We start from the raw sequence: 17,069 nt of genomic DNA, 5'->3' as shown, positions 1-17,069 counted from the left end.
CCATCTCCTTTTTCTTATTAACTGGTTGACTTCACCCAATAGCTACTACCATCTTTTTTTCGATCTAAAAAGCCATAGGCAATCAAGTAGCGACGCAACGTTACGAAATCATCATAAATGCGCTTAATGATTTCATTTACCTCTTTTTCGCTATACTGTTGTTTCGGTGTAAATAGGGTAGCAATCTCTCGCAATACGACTAACTTTTGCTTTTCTTTAGCAGGAAAATACTTTAGCTTATTGGTTTCTTCATCAAAATATTTCTTAAGCATTTTGTGGCTTTCCTCCTTGGTAACGTTATAACGTTCATCCACCATCGTAGCCGTCTGGTGGGGAACAAGAACAGAGGGCGCATGGTGATCTTTTTCTTTTAAGAGATCAAAAAGGGTTACAGCCATTCGAGCTTGGCGCTCCTTTTCTTTTAATACAAAACGATGATTACGAATGGTTGACGTACTTCCCGCACCCATTTCTGTCTTAATCTCCTCATCACTTTTTCCTTCATAAAAATAACGCAACATTTGGCTTTGTGTATCCGTAAGACCTGTTAGTTTTTTGTTATAACTAATGAGGTGATGAAAAACGGATGTATGTTCTTTCGTAATATGGTATTTCATATACTTTTCTGCTTCTAGAAGCAGCTCTTGTTCAGGATAGATTAACCCTTTTTCTACGGTATGACCGCACAATACACAAAGATAAAGCTCTTGTTTCTCAACATATCCACGTTTTAAATCTTCTAAATCACAGTTCCAAAACTCTTCATTAACATCCACTTTACCAAACACCTTTCAATTACGTTTGCTTATTTACTAACAATATATTATTTTGTCTGTATTAATGTCAACCTATTTCTGGATATAATCGCCATTTGTAAAAAAACGCAAAAAAAAAGCCCACATCATGTGGGCTTACTCTTTCATTTTACCAAACGAAGAGACCAACAATCATCGCACTCATAAGTGAAACAGCCATCCCACTTACGAGAAGTTTCCAAACATTTTTTCCGATAATCGCCGATTTTTCATCGCCTAAAATTGAATTGTACGTTCCATAAATCATACCTGCTGTCGAGAAGTTCGCAAACGAAGACAGGAATGTTGTAACGACTGCCACTGTATGTGGAGCGAGCGAATGTAGATGTGTTTTTAAGTCCATCATCGCTACAAATTCATTCGTTGCTAGTTTAATTCCCATGAGCTTCGCCACATATTGCGCGTCCGCTGCTGGTAGTCCAAATAAGTAAGCAAATGGACTAAAAATAAAGGAGAAGATTTTCTCAATTGTTAAACCTGAATAAATGAATCCTAAAATTCCGTTAAGACACGTCGTTAAGGCAACATAACCAATCACCATTGCTACAATTACGATAACCATTCGAATTCCAACGAGCATACTGTTAGAGATCGTAGAGAAGAAGTCTTTTTTGTCTTCCTTTGGTGGTACGTAAACCACATCATCTTCTTTCGTTACGTCCACTGGATGTAACATGCTTGCAATTAATAGGGCATTTAAACAGTTGAGTGGAATCGCCGCAAAAACATAGGTTGCGGGTACCATTGTTAAGTAAGCACCAATAATTGATCCACTAATACTGGACATACTCATCAATCCAAACGTGAGTAAGCGATGCTTTTTCAACACAAGCAGCTGATCACGAATGACTGCTAATGCTTCTGTGTTTCCTAAGAACATCATTTGGATTGCAAAAAAGCTTTCAAGTTTCGGTAATCCAGAAATTTTAGAAATAACCCAACCAATTTTATTAATCAACCATGTTAATATTCCAAAATAAGTTAATATATCAAAAAATGTCACAATGAAAATAATTGGCAACAAAGCACTGAAAAAAAAGTCTACTTGCTTATTAGCCATTGATGATGAAAAGACGAAAGCGGTTCCAGCGTTTGCACACGATATTAACCATGTAAAGAATGCCGCCATTTTATTAATAATGGCCATTCCGACAGTCGTACCTAACATAAACCAAGTAATAATAACTTCAGTAACAAGAAGAACGGCAATCGGCTTCCACTTTATGCCGCGACGGTTTGGTGAAATGAGAAAGATAACCCCCATTACCACAAGAACACCTAACAAATTCATTACAAAATACATGTTGTTGTACACCCCTGATGTGTTTTTCTCCATTGAAAAAAGCCCTTTAGTAAACCGCTTTCATCTCTGTGACAGAAAAGCGTGAATACGTAAGAGCTTACAAACAAGAGCTGCGTATGTACAACACACTTCCCTGTAGTCTGGCAATTTTCGGCCGCCAGGTAGAGACAATCAGACCGATCTTTTTACTGATCTTATACAAGGAATTTTTTTATAGGATAAAAGTCATTTTAATATACCTATGTCTTTTTTACAATGCTTCTTTGTAAAAATTTTAATTTCAAAGATTTTTTAGACTAGTGTTCTCCGAATAGGGTTTGGCAAACGCTTTGCTTTTATTCTCATCTCTAACCAAATAGTTAAAAGGAACTAACTACTACTCTCTATCAGAAGTAGTCAATGCTTGATAAAGAAACTCTATTTTGAAATAAATTATTCAGCTACAACACCATAAAAGAGATGCGCTCACATGCATCTCTCCTCAATCCCTTTTCACCTAGTCCAAACTCATCATACCGAGAAACAAACCTGCAAACATTAGTACCATATAAACATTTCTTTCTTTACCTCTAGCCTCATATCCTTTTTTATTCACTACACCATCGATCATTAAGCCAACAAGAAGAGTGCCTACACAGAATCTACCAATCGTAATCAGCGTTCCAGAAAACGACGGCCAATAAAAAACACCAATTCCAATAACTACGATAAACAATACGAAAATTCGTTTATTTTCTCGTTGCTTGGCTCTTTTTTTTTAAAGACTCAACATGCTCTCTGTTCATAAACATTGCCCCTAAGGAAAAATTTGTAACGTTTCTTCGTATATTGAAGAATATTCCACCCAGCGTGTGCTATCAAACCGCTTATTTCCTTACAGTAATCAGTGCTTGCAGCTTACTATGCTTCGACGAGATGAGCTACTTCACTATGCCACAAAAGTAAAATGAGTGGATACGTTCTTTTTCCGTGAGTAATTAACTGCAGACACGCTACTACCTCTTCATTCGTTCCCATCAGTCCTCCATATTTTGGGCGTATTTGGATAGTGCGCCCCCCTTGCTATCGTTTTAAGGGATGCTACTAATAACAGAAAAAAAGAAGAAGACAATTTGCTTCTTGTCTTCTTCTTACGCGCTTATTCTTCTATTTTCTTACGGCGCCATCTGCTTAAAAATTCATAAACGACTGGAACGATGATGAGTGTCAACAAGGTGGAGCTCGTTAATCCGCCGATGACAGTCACGCCGAGACCTTTAGAAATAAGGCCGCCGCCTTCATAGCCGAGAGCTAGCGGGATCAAGGCACCAATTGTCGCGAGCGCCGTCATTAGGATAGGACGTAAGCGCACCGTTCCCGCTTCTAACAACGCTTCACGTGTTGTATAGCCTTCATTTTCTTTATGAATGACACGATCGACGAGAACGATGGCATTCGTCACAACGATTCCGATCAGCATTAAAGCACCAATCATTGCGGAAATACTTAAGCTTTCATCCGCAATATAGAGAGCTACGAGTCCTCCAATGACCGTAAACGGTAGGGAGAATAATATAGCAAATGGTGCAAGCGCGCCACCAAAAGTGACGACAAGTACAAAGTAAACAATACAAATAGCCGCTAGCATCGCCAGTCCGAGCTGACTAAAGGAATCATTAATGTCTTCTGTTACACCGCCCATTTTCACAGACGTGCCACTCTTTACGTGCAGCGCATCTACTTTCTTTTGCAGCGCAGACGAGACGGCGCTCACATCTTTTCCGATCACATCGCCGGAAACACTAGCGTAAATTTTGTCATCTTTCCGTGTAATCGTATTCGCTGTTTTACCTTTTTTGACAGTCGCTACTTGATCTAAAGAGATACTTTGTCCTGTTGGTGTTTGGACTTTTTCTTTTGTAAAATCAGCAATATCATCATACGCTTTTTTCTTACGCTTAACGACAACATCAATGTCTTTTCCGTTCTTTTTAATAGTTGTAAGCGCGCCATCGTCTCCACCGCCCGCAAACTCCATGCCAATTTGACCAGCGGAAAGACCGAGATCACTTAATTTCTTTTGATTCATTTGCAGCGTATATTCATCATACGCTTTTGAAAGTGAGGAATCGACGTTACGCAGCGAGTGATTGCGCTTCATGATACGCTCGATGTCTTTTGCGACTGGTTCGATCTCACTTTTCTTATTTCCGTACACTTGAATTTCAAGCTTACTACTTCCACCTGTTGCTCCGAAATCTTGTGTTTTCCACGCACCTTTACTCGTTGTTTTCTTTAGAGCGTCAATGACACGTTTTTGTTCGTTTTCAAAATTCGGCGTATCACTATCATACTTTAAAAAGAACAATGCTTGATTGGAGTTGCCAGGATTCATTGGGTTTTCGCTACCAACCGAGTATTGAATCGTTTGGACATGTTTGCGATCAAGCAACATACGCTCTGCCTTGCTCGCTTGCTGTTCGATGTCCTTACGCGTTTGCCCAGGCTCTGGACTATACGTCGCGATGACCATCTTTTGATTGTCATTCGGTAAAAAGCTAACGCCAATTAATGGGACGAGAAATAAACTGGCAACAAGCAGTACAATCGCAAAGCCAAACGATAAAAGCTTATGTTGAAGCGACCAATTTAAAAGGCGTCGATAGCTACGAGTAAAGGCGCCACGTTTTGCTTCACCTTGTGGTTGGGTGACGTGTTTTTCTTTTAAGCCTTTTTTAAATAACGAATGGGCAAAGGCTGGCACAAGCGTAATCGCAACGATCAGGGATGCGACGAGTGCAAACACAATCGTTAGAGCAAACGGTAAAAAGAGCTCTCCAACCGGGCCACTAACAAAGCCAAGTGGTAAAAAGACGGCAATCGTAACAATCGTAGACGACATAATCGGAATAAACATTTCATGTGTTGCCGCTGTAATTAACGCTTTTCCTTTTAGCGATTCACCGCGCAAGGCCATTCGGCGGTAAATGTTTTCAATGACAACAATCGAGTCGTCTACGACCCGGCCGATCGCGACCGTCATCGCACCTAGTGTCATAATATTTAAGGAAATATCCATTTGTTTGAGCACTAAGATCGCGATTAATAACGATAACGGAATGGAAATAACCGCAATAATGGTTGAGCGGAAATTGCGGAGAAACAGTAAAATAATGAGAACCGCAAAAACGCCACCAATTAGCGCTTTATTCACCATGGTAGAAACAGAATCTTTAATCGGTGTTGCTTGATCAAACACAGTGACGGTTTTTAATCCATCGTGTTCTTTTTTTAATTGCGTCAGCTTTTTCGTTACTGCGTCTGCGACATTAACCGTATTTGCATCCGACGCTTTCGTAATTTGTAGACCGATCGATTGGCGACCGTTCGTATGTGCAATGGACTTTGTAATCCCTACCACTTTAAGGTCAGCAACCTCTTTTAAAGCAACAGTTGGTACGGTAACGGCTGCTTGAGCTGCTGGTGGTGCACTTGAGGGCGCAGGGGTGGCTGCTTGCTGCTGTTGGGTTGGTGTGTATGGAATTTTAAGATCACGCAATGCTTGGAGCGTTTTCTTGTTTCCATCAATCACAATCGATTTTTCTTTTTTGTCGATTGAATACAAGCCAAGTGGCACGGAACTGCTGCTCGCTTTTACATAGTCTTTTACTTTTTGTTCTGTTAAATTGTAGCGCTGCAACGCTGTCTTTTTAAAGGACAGCTGAACTTCATCTGCGCTTTGACCAGCTGCTTGTACAGCCGCCACGCCATCTACTTCTTCTAATGACGGAATGAGGTCATCTTCTACTGTTTTACTTAACGCCTGTAAGCTTTGCTTAGAATTGGAAACGCTCAATGATAAGATTGGAAAATCATTTAACGTTTGGCGCGTTACTTTTGGCGTTTTCACGTCTTTTGGCAGTTCAATGTCCGCTAACGCTTCCTTCACTTCATCTTTCGCTTTCTCCATATCCTTACTAAAATTGTATTCAATTTGGAGAGAGGCTACATTTTGAAAAGAGGAGGAACGAACTGATTTTACGCCCGCTAAATTTTTCACTTTATTTTCAAGAGGAATCGTCACCGAATCTGCAACTTCTTGAGGGGTTGCCCCTGGATAAGCTGCTGAAACAGATACAATGGGGGTATTAATATTCGGTAGCGTTTCTAGCTTCATATTCAAACCTGCATACAATCCCGAAAAGACAACTAAGATCGTTAGCAGCCAGACCGCAAATTTGTTTTTTAAACAAAATCGAATAATTCCGCTCATACAAATCTCCTTTTCATATCTGACCGACCGGTCGGATATTGATAATTTACGACTCATTGGTCATAATACATAATATAAAGTAGCATTTCCAATCATGCAAGACTTATCTCTTTTGCCATGATTAAGGGGGGACCACCGTTCATGAAACCAAAACAAAAAGAATTAATGGAAGCTGCCGCGACACTTTTTGCTTCAAAAGGCTTTCATGCTACATCTATTCAAGAAATCGTGCAGCATGCTGGCATGTCGAAAGGGGCTTTTTACAATTATTTCTCATCGAAGGAAGAATTAATCTCATCGCTAATTACGTATTTTTCAGCAAAAATTGCAACACAATTTCAAGAAATAGCCGAAAAACCAGCCTCACCAGCGCAAACGTTGCGCAATCAAATGATTGCTCTTTACGAACTCATCACGAAAAATAAACAATTTATTATGATGTATTTTCAAGAACAGCATGCGCTTCATAATGAAGAACATCGTAAAGTCATGCTTGAAATGCAATATCGCTCCATGCGCTGGTTAAAAAAACATTTACTCGCACTCTATGGAGACGAAGCACAACCGTATGTAGGCGATTTAATTCTTTCCTTTCAAGGCTTACAAAATTCGTATTTACGCATTTTTATTTTCGATGAATCGCTACTAACTCCAGAAGACCTTGCTGATTTCGTCTTACATAGTATGGATTGTTTATTTGCAAACATGAAACAGAAAGCAATCGAAACATTAGTGGCAGTCGATGAGCTTGACCACCTCTTTTCTACTTTGCATTATGAACATGAACGTTCAGTCATGAATCAGGTCGTTAGCAAACTACATGAAATGAGAGACATCCTACATGCACTCCCATTACCACCTGCTCGTCGACAAGAACTACAAAGCGTCGTAAACGTTCTTTTAGCTGAAAGTGAAAAAAAAGAGCCAAACGTTTTGATTTTTCAAGGCATGTTAGCGACATTAAAAGCTGTTAAAGCGCTTGATTCTCATCGTAAAGAGTTAGCGAAGACCCTAGGTATTGAGCTGTTGTAAAAAAAAAAAACGGGTGACTACCATCATTCTGGCAGTCACCCGGCGAACTACGCTTCGTTCGCAAACAACCCACAATAAAACCCGATACCCCAAATGTCGGCTGTGTGGCGTCTATTACGTTCATAGGACGCATTTCTAACGGACATAAAAACGAAAAAACAGCTCGACGTTTTTCTTCTGAATAGCCTAGTCTACCTTGTAGACTGCCTTCTTCATACACCTCTTAATCGCTAAGCGTCGCTCCACCTTCTAAAAAAATTTTCCTTTTTGCTTTAAAACTCGCTGTACGAAGTCGATATAAGAAAGACGGCGATGAGGTGCTAAATGAAGAAAGCACACAATTCTTCTAGGAACGTTTGTTATAAAATACAGCTGAGAATAAATGTATTTTACTCGTATTCTTCTTGAGCGCGTTGCTTTGCTTTGATAAATCCACGCACGTCATATCACAACCTTGTTAGAGACTAATTCGCCCTGGAACACATCATAAATCCAGTACACAAATCCTCTTCAATCAGGCCTTGTTCGACATAATGAACTAAATTCTCATTTGGTTTGTTGGCAAAAAACGGACCAGCTTTACTGCGTCCTCGTAACATTCATTCCAAAATGGTATTGGCTTCCGGAATAATGCATCTAACATTTGTTCCTTGTTCTATAAGCTTACCTCATCATTCGAGAAATCCCTGCAGCAACCTTGGTGCATTGTCCTACAACGTGCTAGTTTCACCTATAAATGAGGATTAAGCTTGCGTTATGATGGACTTTCTTGCCGGAAGAGCTCTTTATGAAATTCGTTCTAAAATTTTCAGAATAATACGGTCGCATTACTGCTTTACAGCGAAAGAATGATAAAAGGCAATTTTAAACCACCATACGTTCACTCCGGCTGCCAATAAACTAACAATCGAAACCGCCAGTAGGAGTGAAGAGTACATTCCCTTTAGTAGAAGCGTATTAACAGCCACTACGCCCATCGATACATGACAAATAAAACCCCCTGCACAAAGGAAGGCAAGGACAACAATCGTATGCTTTATTTCTTTAAAATAGCAAAGTGTGGGAATGACATAAAGCAGAATCACAACAATTAGCGTTAGCCACATCAAGTTACTTCCAAGCTTTGTCGTTTGCGGTATAACGCCATGTAATGGTGAAATAGATACGACTAGAAACGATCCTATAAATAATAATGCTGATAGAACAGTGATTCTAACTAATTTCTGCTGTTGTCCAAACAATTCACGTTCCGCCCCTTTTTACTTTTATCTCTATACTTTTTGATTATAATTCATTTCATCCAAGAAAAGGAAGGTTCTCTTCTCTTGATTTTTAAATTTAATTCTATTATATTAGTTGATGTATCAATCATTGAGGTGTCAATGAAAAGAATGAGGCGATAACCGTGTCGGATTCTACTTGCTTAAAAAAAACACACATCGTCCAGCTCATGCGAGAGCTTCATCATTTAATTAGCCCAAAGTTTGAACGATGCACGGGTATGAGTGCCTCTCGACTGCAGCTTCTTCATCTGCTTTATGATCATGGCGAAATTAGTCAATCTGCTCTTCAAAAAGAGGCAAATATTGATTCTGCCGCCATCACGCGTCACTTAAAGCAGCTAGAAGCGCAAGAGAAAGTCGTTCGGCGCAAAAATCCAGAAGACCATCGCGTCACACTTGTTACCTTAACGGAGCAGGGAATTGACGAAATGGACGCTTATCGGAGAGAGCGCGATACGTTCGTTACAAACTTACTTCAAGGGTTTTCAGATGAAGAGCTACCTACTTTATTAGCAATGCTTCATCGTATACGTGATAATGCAAATCGCATCGAAGGATAAATGTGTTGGCACCATTAATATACAAAAAAGGAGATTTCACATCATGAATACAACAAAAGTAAACGATTTTCAAGAAATTATCTCAGGACGCCGTTCTATTCGTCATTACGATCCAACGGTAAAAATCAGCAAAGAAGAAATGACAGAAATTCTTGAAGAAGCGACATTAGCACCATCTTCTGTTAACATGCAACCTTGGCGTTTTCTTGTCATCGATAGCCCAGAAGGAAAAGCAACACTTGCACCACTTGCAAAATTCAACCAATCTCAAGTAGAAACATCTTCTGCAATGATTGCCGTATTCGGTGACTTAAACAACTTCGAATATGGTGAAGAAATTTATAGCAAAGCTGTAGAACTTGGCTACATGCCACAAGAAATTAAAGATATGCAAATGGGTAAACTACAATCGCACTTTGCAACACTAGATCCAACCGTTAACCGCGAAACAGTACTCATCGATGGTGGACTTGTTTCCATGCAATTCATGCTTGCAGCTCGTGCTCATGGTTATGATACATGCCCAATCGGCGGCTATGAAAAAGATCAAATCGCGGAAGCATTCGGTATGGATAAAAACCGTTATGTACCTGTTATGTTAATTTCAATTGGTAAAGCAGCGACAACAGGCTATAACTCTGTACGCCTTCCACTTGAAAAAGTTGCTCAATGGCGTTAAGCTTTAGACCATACACTAGAAAGGACGATGAACATTTATGTTAATCATTCATGCAAAAAGCTTTGTTAAACCAGAATTTAAAGAAGAGTATTTAGAAAAAGTAAACGTTATGATTGCAGGTTCTCGAAAAGAAGAAGGCAATGTTTCTTACAGCCTTTTTCAAGACACAGAGAACGAAAATGCCTTTATGATGGTTGAAGTATGGCGCGACGCTGAAGCTGTAGCACTTCACGAAAAAAGCGATCACTTCGTACAGTTCGTAACGAACGCCAAAGAATTCTTTTCAGCACCACTTGAATTAAAAGTATTTGCTGGCGAAGAAGCTAAACTCAGCTAATATTAAAGAGGGAACGACAGATGCTGTCGCTCCCTCTTTTTTTCATTAGTTAGTTAGATTCGGCGAAAAAGCCGAGAACTCCAAGGGCCGTTAGAACGAGGACAATCGTTACTAATATGGCCAAAACTGATTTCAACATTGATCATTCCCCCCTATTCCCTCTACATTATAAGTAATATCACTTATTGTCCATTTTTAAGGATAATAACCATTTTATGTTAATAAATACTGGTTGAGCGTTTGTGGATTTTTCGTAATATAGGACCTTTGCGCGTGAATCAGGAACTCTTTTGCGAGCGCCCATCTTGCATACGATCGCATTTCTCCTTTTCATTTGACCTTTTTTCTGTAAATTGATTGCTTTTTCTATGTAATTCCGCCTCTTTTATATGTAAATTGTGCTCTAGCTACTTGATCGACACCACCTAAACTTGATTTTTAGGCCTTTGCGCGCGAATCACCACCTTCTGCGCGCGAATGCACCTATCCTCACTTCCCACACTCTCGACCTTACGATGTAAATAAAAAAATCTGAGCAATGCCTATACACGCATCGCTCAGATTTTCATCTACCTTATTTATTTTCTAGAAAGCCACTATAATCGCGTGGCGTATGTTGAACAGATAACCATTTAACGGTTGTGAACTCTTCTAGTACCCAATCGCCATTAAAGCGACCAAGACCTGAATGCTTTTCGCCACCAAATGGCATGTGCGGCTCGTCATTTACTGGTTGATCATTAACATGAATCATACCCGTATGAATGCGATGAGCAAGCTGTGTCGCTGCTTCGATATTCGTAGAATGAACTGCTCCACTTAAGCCGTATGGATAGTGGTTTGCCATCTCCACCACTTCATCTTCATTTCGGAATGGGATCAGCGCTGCGACTGGGCCGAAAATTTCATTGGCTGCAATCGGCATGTCGTTCGTAACGTGCGTTAACACGGTTGGCTGAAGAACATTACCGTCCGCTTTTCCACCAACAGCAAGCGTTGCTCCTTGTGCAATGGAGTCTTCCAAATCTTTTAATAGGCGCTTAACTTGGTCTTCATTAATCAGTGGTCCAACGTGCGTTGTTTTCTCTTGCGGATTGCCATACACTAGCTTTTCAACTTCTTCGCTATAGCGTTTCGCAAACTCATCATAAATTTTCTCATGAACGAATAAACGATTAATGCTCATGCAAATTTGGCCTTGATGATAAAATTTTCCGAAGAGCGCTGATTGTACAGCTTGTTCAATGTCCGCATCTTCACGCGCGATAAAGACATTGTTTCCGCCAAGTTCTAACGCTGCTTTTTTCAATTCGCGACCCGCTAACTCACCAATGTGTTGACCGACTTCTGTTGAGCCTGTAAAAGAAATTAAGCGCGGAACCGGATGTGTAACAACCGCATCGCCAATTTCAGAGCCTCGGCCAGCCACAACGTTTAAAAGTCCTTTTGGCAATCCAGCTGCTTCAAAAATACTTGCAAAAATTAATCCGCCTGTAACCGGTGTGTCCGTAGCTGGTTTCACAACAACAGCATTTCCTGTAGCAAGCGCAGGGGCAATGGAACGAATCGTTAAATGAAAAGGAAAGTTCCATGGCGAGATAATGCCAATGACACCGAGTGGATTGCGATACACACGGTTTTCTTTACCTGGGGTTTGTGAAGGTGAAATTTTACCATCCATGCGATATGGAAACGTAGCTGCTTCACGGATAATATTCAGCGCGTTCCCAAATTCGGAGCTTGCTTTTTTAAACGTGCTTCCTGATTCATTGATGATCCAATTAATAATGGTTTCTTTATTTTCTTCCATTACAATGATGGCTTTTTCTAAAACAGCTCGTTTCTTTTGTGGCAACTCTTTTTGCCACTCCAATTGCGCGCGTGCTGCCGCTTGGTACGCCTCATCAATATCTTCTTTTGAGCCTGCCGTAAATGTAACGAGCTCCTCACCAGAGTAAGGGTTAAAATTTTGCATCGTTTTGGAGCTTGAACCCTTTACCCATTCACCATTAATAAATTGTTTTGAAAAATCTATATTCATACTATAAGCACTCCCTTGTATAAATTCTTTTGAAGTATACCCCGTTTGAACGCTTGTCTAACTGGCGATTCTTTCCTTTCCTAGAAACGGCTTTTCAATCGATTGCATAAGATAAAGTGACTATTTATTAAAAAAGGGAGAATGCGCATGCAAGAGCAAGGAATTTCCTTCATCGGCTCGACACAGCCTGTCATGTTTGATAAAAACGGGAATTTATACACGGTTCTCTATAATCCTAAAAACTCTGGCGTCATGGTCTATTATCAAACCGTCACATTAAATAATTTATCAGGAGCCGCTTTAAGTGCAAGTGCTGGCAGTTTTGGCAAACCAGAAGGGCAGTTGTATCAGTCCGATCGTTATGTTCCAGGCAATATGAATTTATACGGCAAAGTGCAGCCTAAAAGTAAAATTTTGTACGGAACGAACATTTCATTAGAAGGCGGTGTCGTTATCGACACAGAGCCTGTTAGTCCGTATCAAACGCTACGCGTACAACTAGGCAACACTGTAATACTTCCTCCTGGAACGAACCGCTGGCTTCTCTACACCATCCTAGACGGCACGCCATGCAGTCAAGGTGCGACATTCTATATTTGGCGTGAAGTGAAAATTGCGTAACGTGAAGCAACCGTGGGTTTTCCTCGGTTGTTTTTTCGTGCGTTTTTTACAGTGGACGCTATAATGAAAGAAGAAAGAGAGGGAATATCATGTGGAAACAAACAATCGTTAGCGGCCTTGTGCTTACTTCTGTTCTTGCAGGCTGTAGCAGCCAAGAAGATCAACACTCACAAAAAGTGACCAAGCCAACGCCTATTCACGATCAGAAAAAAGAACCGGCTAAGAAAACCATCGACACGTCGTCATGGCAAGCAACGAACGGACCTGCGAAGCTGCCTATTTTAATGTATCACAGCATTTCAAGCGGCAATACTTTACGCGTTCCAAAAGCGGAATTTGCCAAACAAATGAAGTGGCTGCATGCGCATGACTATGCGACGTTATCACCTGAAGAAGCGTATCGCGTTTTTACGGAAAATAAGAAACCAAAGAAAAAAGCAGTTCTCATTACGTTTGATGATGGCTACGGCGATAATTTTACAGATGCGCTTCCTATCTTAAAACGCTACCACATGAAAGCAACTGTCTTTATGATTGGCGACTTAATCGGCAAGCATCATCATTTAACGAAGCAACAACTTCAACAAATGGCGGACGCTAACATTTCGATCCAAAGTCACACGATGGCGCATCAAGAGCTGAATACGTTAGCACCAGCGCGTCAAAAAAACGAAATGATTCGCTCAAAGCGACTTTTTAACAAACTCATGCATCAACAAACGATTATGCTAAGCTACCCAGTTGGACGCTATACCGACCAAACCGTTGCGCTCGCGCAGGCAACCGGGTATAAAATGGCTGTTACGACTCACCCAGGAATCGCTATGAAAAAAGATGGCATGCAGACGTTGCCACGCGTGCGAATTTCACCTGGCATGTCTGAAGCTGCGTTTGCAGGTATGCTAAAAGGCGATCAGTAATGCCGTCCTTCTATATTGCCTCAGGATTTCAAAATAAAGCGCTCGTGCAACAGTTAAAAGCACAGCTAGAAGCACACGGTTTTGAGCATACGTACGATTGGACGGTCAACGAACGAGCGACAACCGCAGACGCTCTTCGCGCCATTGGAGAAGCTGAGCTTCAAGGCGTAAAACAAGCTGATTTTTTAGTTGTTCTTTTACCTGGAGGCAATGGTACACATGTTGAACTTGGCATCGCACTCGCAGAAGGAAAAACGGTGTACCTTTACGAAGCGGATGAAGCTTCCTTTCATGAAAAGCTTACCACCTTTTATTACATACAAAATGTTCACATCATTCATGGCACTTTCACCGATCTTGTGCATAAAATCATACAGAACTAACGATTTCTATCATTTTCTTGTTTCGTTTTCGCCATTAGTTGGGTAGAGAAGGATAATTATTTTCCGGAGACGAGGTTGAAAAGATGAAATTACACAATGGATCATTGTATTGGCCAACAACACTTGATACGCCTGTAGCAACGAACACAGCAAAAATTGCCCCACACTATGACGTCATCGTTGTCGGTGGCGGCATGTCTGGGGCGCTAACAGCCTATACGCTAGCAAAAGAAGGGATGACAGTCGCCGTCATCGATAAGCGAGCAATGGCACATGGTAGTTCTTCGGCAAATACCGGGCTGCTTCAGTATGCCAACGATATTATGTTGCATGAACTGATTGCTCAAATCGGGGAACAAGACGCGGTGAACTTTTATCGAGAATGTCAGCAAGCGGTCCAACAATTACATGACGTGGCCCGCACGCTTCCAATTGATCCTCATTTTATTATGCGTAAAAGCATTTGTTATGCTAGTGATGATTCCCACGTCGCTAAAGTGCAAAAGGAATATGAAACGTTACGACAGTACGGATTCGCTGCGGATTACTGGGATGCGAATGACGTCGCTAAGCATATGCCGTTTACGAAACCCGCTGCTCTTGTGACGTATGGTGATGCAGAAGTGAATCCGTATCGATTCGTTCACGGTATTTTTTATAAGCTTGCACAAGAAGGTGTGCATCTTTTTGAAGGCGTTGAAGCGCTGCAAACGGAATCTTCTTCTCAGGGCGTCGAGTTAACGACAAGCATTGGCTCTTTTTATGCCTCCTCTGTCGTTTATGCTACCGGCTATGATTCAAATCCGATGCAAAGCTACGTTGGTTCTGATATTAATCGTTCCTATGCCATTGCGACAGCACCGATTGCCGACTTATCGCAATGGGAAGACCGCGCGATGATTTGGGAAACGAAACGACCGTACTTTTATATGCGTACGACGGTTGATCACCGCATTATCGCTGGCGGACTAGATGAAGATTCGCCTGAAGCACCTCATGATGAAGCGTGGATTGCCGATCGCGGCAAACGCATCGTAGAAGAGCTGCAACGTCTCTTCCCTTCCCTCTCCCTTACCATTGATTATGCTTGGGGAGCAAGCTTCGGTGAATCTGTTGATAACCTGCCGTTCATCGGTCGCCATCCTGACAAACCGCATTTATACTATTTATTTGGCTATGGTGGCAATGGAACGGTTTATAGCATGATTGGTGCCACCCTTTTACGAGACGAACTGCTCGGTCAGCCTCGACATGATTTAGCGTGCATTGATTTGAATCGAAACTACGCCAAGCATAGCTAACGACTTCTTCCGAGCAGTACAGCACTGTTCGGATTTTTTTTATGATGAAATTTTTGACATAACATCACGTATAAGGCACACTATGATTAACCACGGCTCTATTGAAATCGAGGGGGATTTGGATGTCAGTTACAACCGTCGACCAATTTATTAGCAATGTACAGCACTGGCAAAAAGAGTATGAAGCACTGCGACAAATCATACTGTGTAGCGATCTTCACGAAACGATGAAATGGAAGCATCCATGCTATACGCTACACAATCGTAACGTCGTATTAATTCATGACTTTAAAGATTATATCGCTCTTTTGTTTCATAAAGGCGCCCTCATGAGCGATCCGCACAACCTCCTCATCCAACAAACAGAAAACGTGCAAAGCGCTCGGCAGTTGCGGTTTACGAATCTACAAGACATTGAGAACAAAGCAGCCATCATTACAGCCTATCTTCACGAAGCAATCGTGATTGAACAAGAAAAGAAGACCCTGCCAAAAAACACTACCGTCGACCTCTCGCTACCAGAACTAGTAGCTGCTTTTTCCGCTACACCAGCATTCGAACACGCCTTCAAAGCACTCACACCGGGAAGACAGCGCGCCTATATCCTTCACTTTTCACAACCAAAACAAAGCAAAACCCGCCAAAGTCGAATCGAAAAAGCAATAGAAGCGATTTTAGCAGGCAAAGGGCTGCGGGAATAATACAAAAAGCAATCGCTCTCTTTTGCAGCGATTGCTTTTGTATTACGCATTTTGCAGCTCAAAATGAGACTCTTTTAACGGAACGAAACGTAGCGCAGGATGTTCATTTTCAAGCTGTTCACAAAGACTTTTCACTCCGAAAAACTCCGTAAACGTATGACTACCTACGAGCAAATTCATACCGAGAAATTGCGCATATTGAATGGTATACAAAGTTACTTCGCCTGTAATATATGTATCACAGCCTTGCTCATAGGCCATTTTCAAATGCTGCGACGCATGCCCCGCCCCTGTTAAAATTCCAACCTTTTTCACCTGTTTTTCATTGTTTTTCCAAGCTCGAACGGGTTCAGCTAAAGTGCTGCTCATCTTCCCTGCAAGCTGTTCAAACGAAACCGGGAGATGAAATTCGCCAATGCCAGGAAATTCCGTATCATCATCGTACGTTGAATAACGAACAACTGACAGGCCAAGTTCATTCATAAGCGACGTACACGTACCAAACTCAATCATATCTAGCGGGCCATGAATCCAAAAATGACTTATGTTATACGCTTCTAACTTCGCAACACAAGCTTCTTGCAATCCGTACAGAAAATCCCATGCATCATGATGTGTGATGAGTAAATCAACGTTATTCGCAGCTGCTTGCTCCATTACTTCTAATGATAGGTTCGTGCAATAACCGATCGTAGAAATGCAGTCATTTTTTTTACTCGTAAAACCATAATCCCCTGTAAAGTCTTCAAGGAGTTGTTGTGGAAAAAGAGTTGAAATACTTTGTTGAAATTGTTGCAGATTCATAGTCAGATCCCTCACAATCTTCTTACCGTATGTACAT

16 protein-coding genes and 1 riboswitch are annotated in these 17,069 nt (G+C 41.2%); of the genes, 9 read left to right on the top strand and 7 right to left on the bottom strand.

Translation table 11 applies throughout. From position 1 onward, the window contains the following. Nucleotides 1-17: 17 nt before the first annotated feature. The 4 genes from A374_RS02465 to A374_RS02450 all read right to left on the bottom strand — a co-directional run bounded on the left by A374_RS02465 (nt 18) and on the right by A374_RS02450 (nt 6,370). Nucleotides 18-776, bottom strand: a complete 759-nt coding sequence (locus A374_RS02465) for a DUF2087 domain-containing protein (RefSeq protein ID WP_007200594.1) — start codon at nt 774-776, stop codon at nt 18-20. A gap of 148 nt (nt 777-924) precedes the next feature. Continuing rightward, nucleotides 925-2,118 (bottom strand): NupC/NupG family nucleoside CNT transporter, encoded by a 1,194-nt coding sequence (locus A374_RS02460; RefSeq protein ID WP_007200593.1) that lies wholly within the window; start codon nt 2,116-2,118, stop codon nt 925-927. Between the two features lie 116 nt (nt 2,119-2,234). After that, a riboswitch (purine riboswitch) is annotated at nt 2,235-2,340 on the bottom strand. A gap of 274 nt (nt 2,341-2,614) precedes the next feature. Further along, nucleotides 2,615-2,833 carry a hypothetical protein gene (locus A374_RS02455; RefSeq protein WP_007200592.1) on the bottom strand — a complete coding sequence of 73 codons (219 nt, stop codon included), beginning with the start codon at nt 2,831-2,833 and terminating at the stop codon, nt 2,615-2,617. Nucleotides 2,834-3,256: 423 nt separating this feature from the next. Beyond that, entirely contained in the window at nt 3,257-6,370 is a 3,114-nt protein-coding gene (locus tag A374_RS02450) for an efflux RND transporter permease subunit (protein ID WP_007200591.1), read from the bottom strand. A 141-nt stretch (nt 6,371-6,511) separates the two neighbouring features. On the opposite strand from A374_RS02450, the gene A374_RS02445 reads away from it, so the two are divergent. Then, a complete protein-coding gene (locus A374_RS02445; protein ID WP_007200590.1) occupies nt 6,512-7,402 on the top strand; it encodes a TetR/AcrR family transcriptional regulator in 891 nt (296 codons plus the stop codon). 827 nt (nt 7,403-8,229) lie between these two features. Here the strand turns inward: A374_RS02445 and A374_RS02440 are convergent. Then, nucleotides 8,230-8,643 (bottom strand): DUF5391 family protein, encoded by a 414-nt coding sequence (locus tag A374_RS02440; RefSeq protein WP_007200589.1) that lies wholly within the window; start codon nt 8,641-8,643, stop codon nt 8,230-8,232. A gap of 209 nt (nt 8,644-8,852) precedes the next feature. On the opposite strand from A374_RS02440, the gene A374_RS02435 reads away from it, so the two are divergent. Genes A374_RS02435 through A374_RS02425 form a run of 3 tightly spaced genes read left to right on the top strand, consistent with a single transcriptional unit; the run spans nt 8,853 to nt 10,261 of the window. After that, the gene (locus A374_RS02435) at nt 8,853-9,245 is read left to right on the top strand and encodes a MarR family winged helix-turn-helix transcriptional regulator (RefSeq protein ID WP_050979705.1); all 393 of its coding nucleotides are present in this window, start codon (nt 8,853-8,855) and stop codon (nt 9,243-9,245) included. Between the two features lie 43 nt (nt 9,246-9,288). Further along, a complete protein-coding gene (locus A374_RS02430) occupies nt 9,289-9,924 on the top strand; it encodes a nitroreductase family protein (protein WP_007200587.1) in 636 nt (211 codons plus the stop codon). 37 nt (nt 9,925-9,961) lie between these two features. Beyond that, nucleotides 9,962-10,261: a putative quinol monooxygenase gene (locus tag A374_RS02425; RefSeq protein WP_007200586.1), complete on the top strand. Its 300-nt coding sequence runs from the start codon at nt 9,962-9,964 to the stop codon at nt 10,259-10,261. Between the two features lie 574 nt (nt 10,262-10,835). Here the strand turns inward: A374_RS02425 and A374_RS02420 are convergent. Continuing rightward, nucleotides 10,836-12,302, bottom strand: coding sequence for an aldehyde dehydrogenase family protein (locus A374_RS02420; RefSeq protein WP_007200585.1), 1,467 nt, complete (start codon nt 12,300-12,302; stop codon nt 10,836-10,838). 147 nt (nt 12,303-12,449) lie between these two features. Between A374_RS02420 and A374_RS02415 the strand changes: the two genes are divergently transcribed. From A374_RS02415 to A374_RS02395, 5 genes are all read left to right on the top strand, one after another. Continuing rightward, a complete protein-coding gene (locus A374_RS02415; protein ID WP_007200584.1) occupies nt 12,450-12,923 on the top strand; it encodes a DUF6143 family protein in 474 nt (157 codons plus the stop codon). 89 nt (nt 12,924-13,012) lie between these two features. After that, nucleotides 13,013-13,843 carry a polysaccharide deacetylase family protein gene (locus tag A374_RS02410; protein WP_007200583.1) on the top strand — a complete coding sequence of 277 codons (831 nt, stop codon included), beginning with the start codon at nt 13,013-13,015 and terminating at the stop codon, nt 13,841-13,843. Beyond that, a complete protein-coding gene (locus tag A374_RS02405) occupies nt 13,843-14,226 on the top strand; it encodes a nucleoside 2-deoxyribosyltransferase (protein WP_007200582.1) in 384 nt (127 codons plus the stop codon). The genes A374_RS02410 and A374_RS02405 overlap by 1 nt, the downstream gene beginning before the upstream one ends. 83 nt (nt 14,227-14,309) lie before the next feature. Continuing rightward, the gene (locus tag A374_RS02400) at nt 14,310-15,527 is read left to right on the top strand and encodes an NAD(P)/FAD-dependent oxidoreductase (protein WP_007200581.1); all 1,218 of its coding nucleotides are present in this window, start codon (nt 14,310-14,312) and stop codon (nt 15,525-15,527) included. A 122-nt stretch (nt 15,528-15,649) separates the two neighbouring features. Further along, nucleotides 15,650-16,228 carry a YdeI/OmpD-associated family protein gene (locus A374_RS02395; protein WP_007200580.1) on the top strand — a complete coding sequence of 193 codons (579 nt, stop codon included), beginning with the start codon at nt 15,650-15,652 and terminating at the stop codon, nt 16,226-16,228. Nucleotides 16,229-16,270: 42 nt separating this feature from the next. Here A374_RS02395 and A374_RS02390 read toward each other — a convergent pair whose 3' ends face one another. Beyond that, nucleotides 16,271-17,032: a Nif3-like dinuclear metal center hexameric protein gene (locus tag A374_RS02390; RefSeq protein WP_007200579.1), complete on the bottom strand. Its 762-nt coding sequence runs from the start codon at nt 17,030-17,032 to the stop codon at nt 16,271-16,273. Between the last annotated feature and the right edge of the window lie 37 nt (nt 17,033-17,069).

The sequence above is a fragment of the Fictibacillus macauensis ZFHKF-1 genome (genome assembly GCF_000269865.1).
Lineage (GTDB): Bacteria > Bacillota > Bacilli > Bacillales > Fictibacillaceae > Fictibacillus_C > Fictibacillus_C macauensis.
Note: the sequence above shows the minus strand (reverse complement) of the source record. Positions and strands in the feature narration are given on the sequence as shown.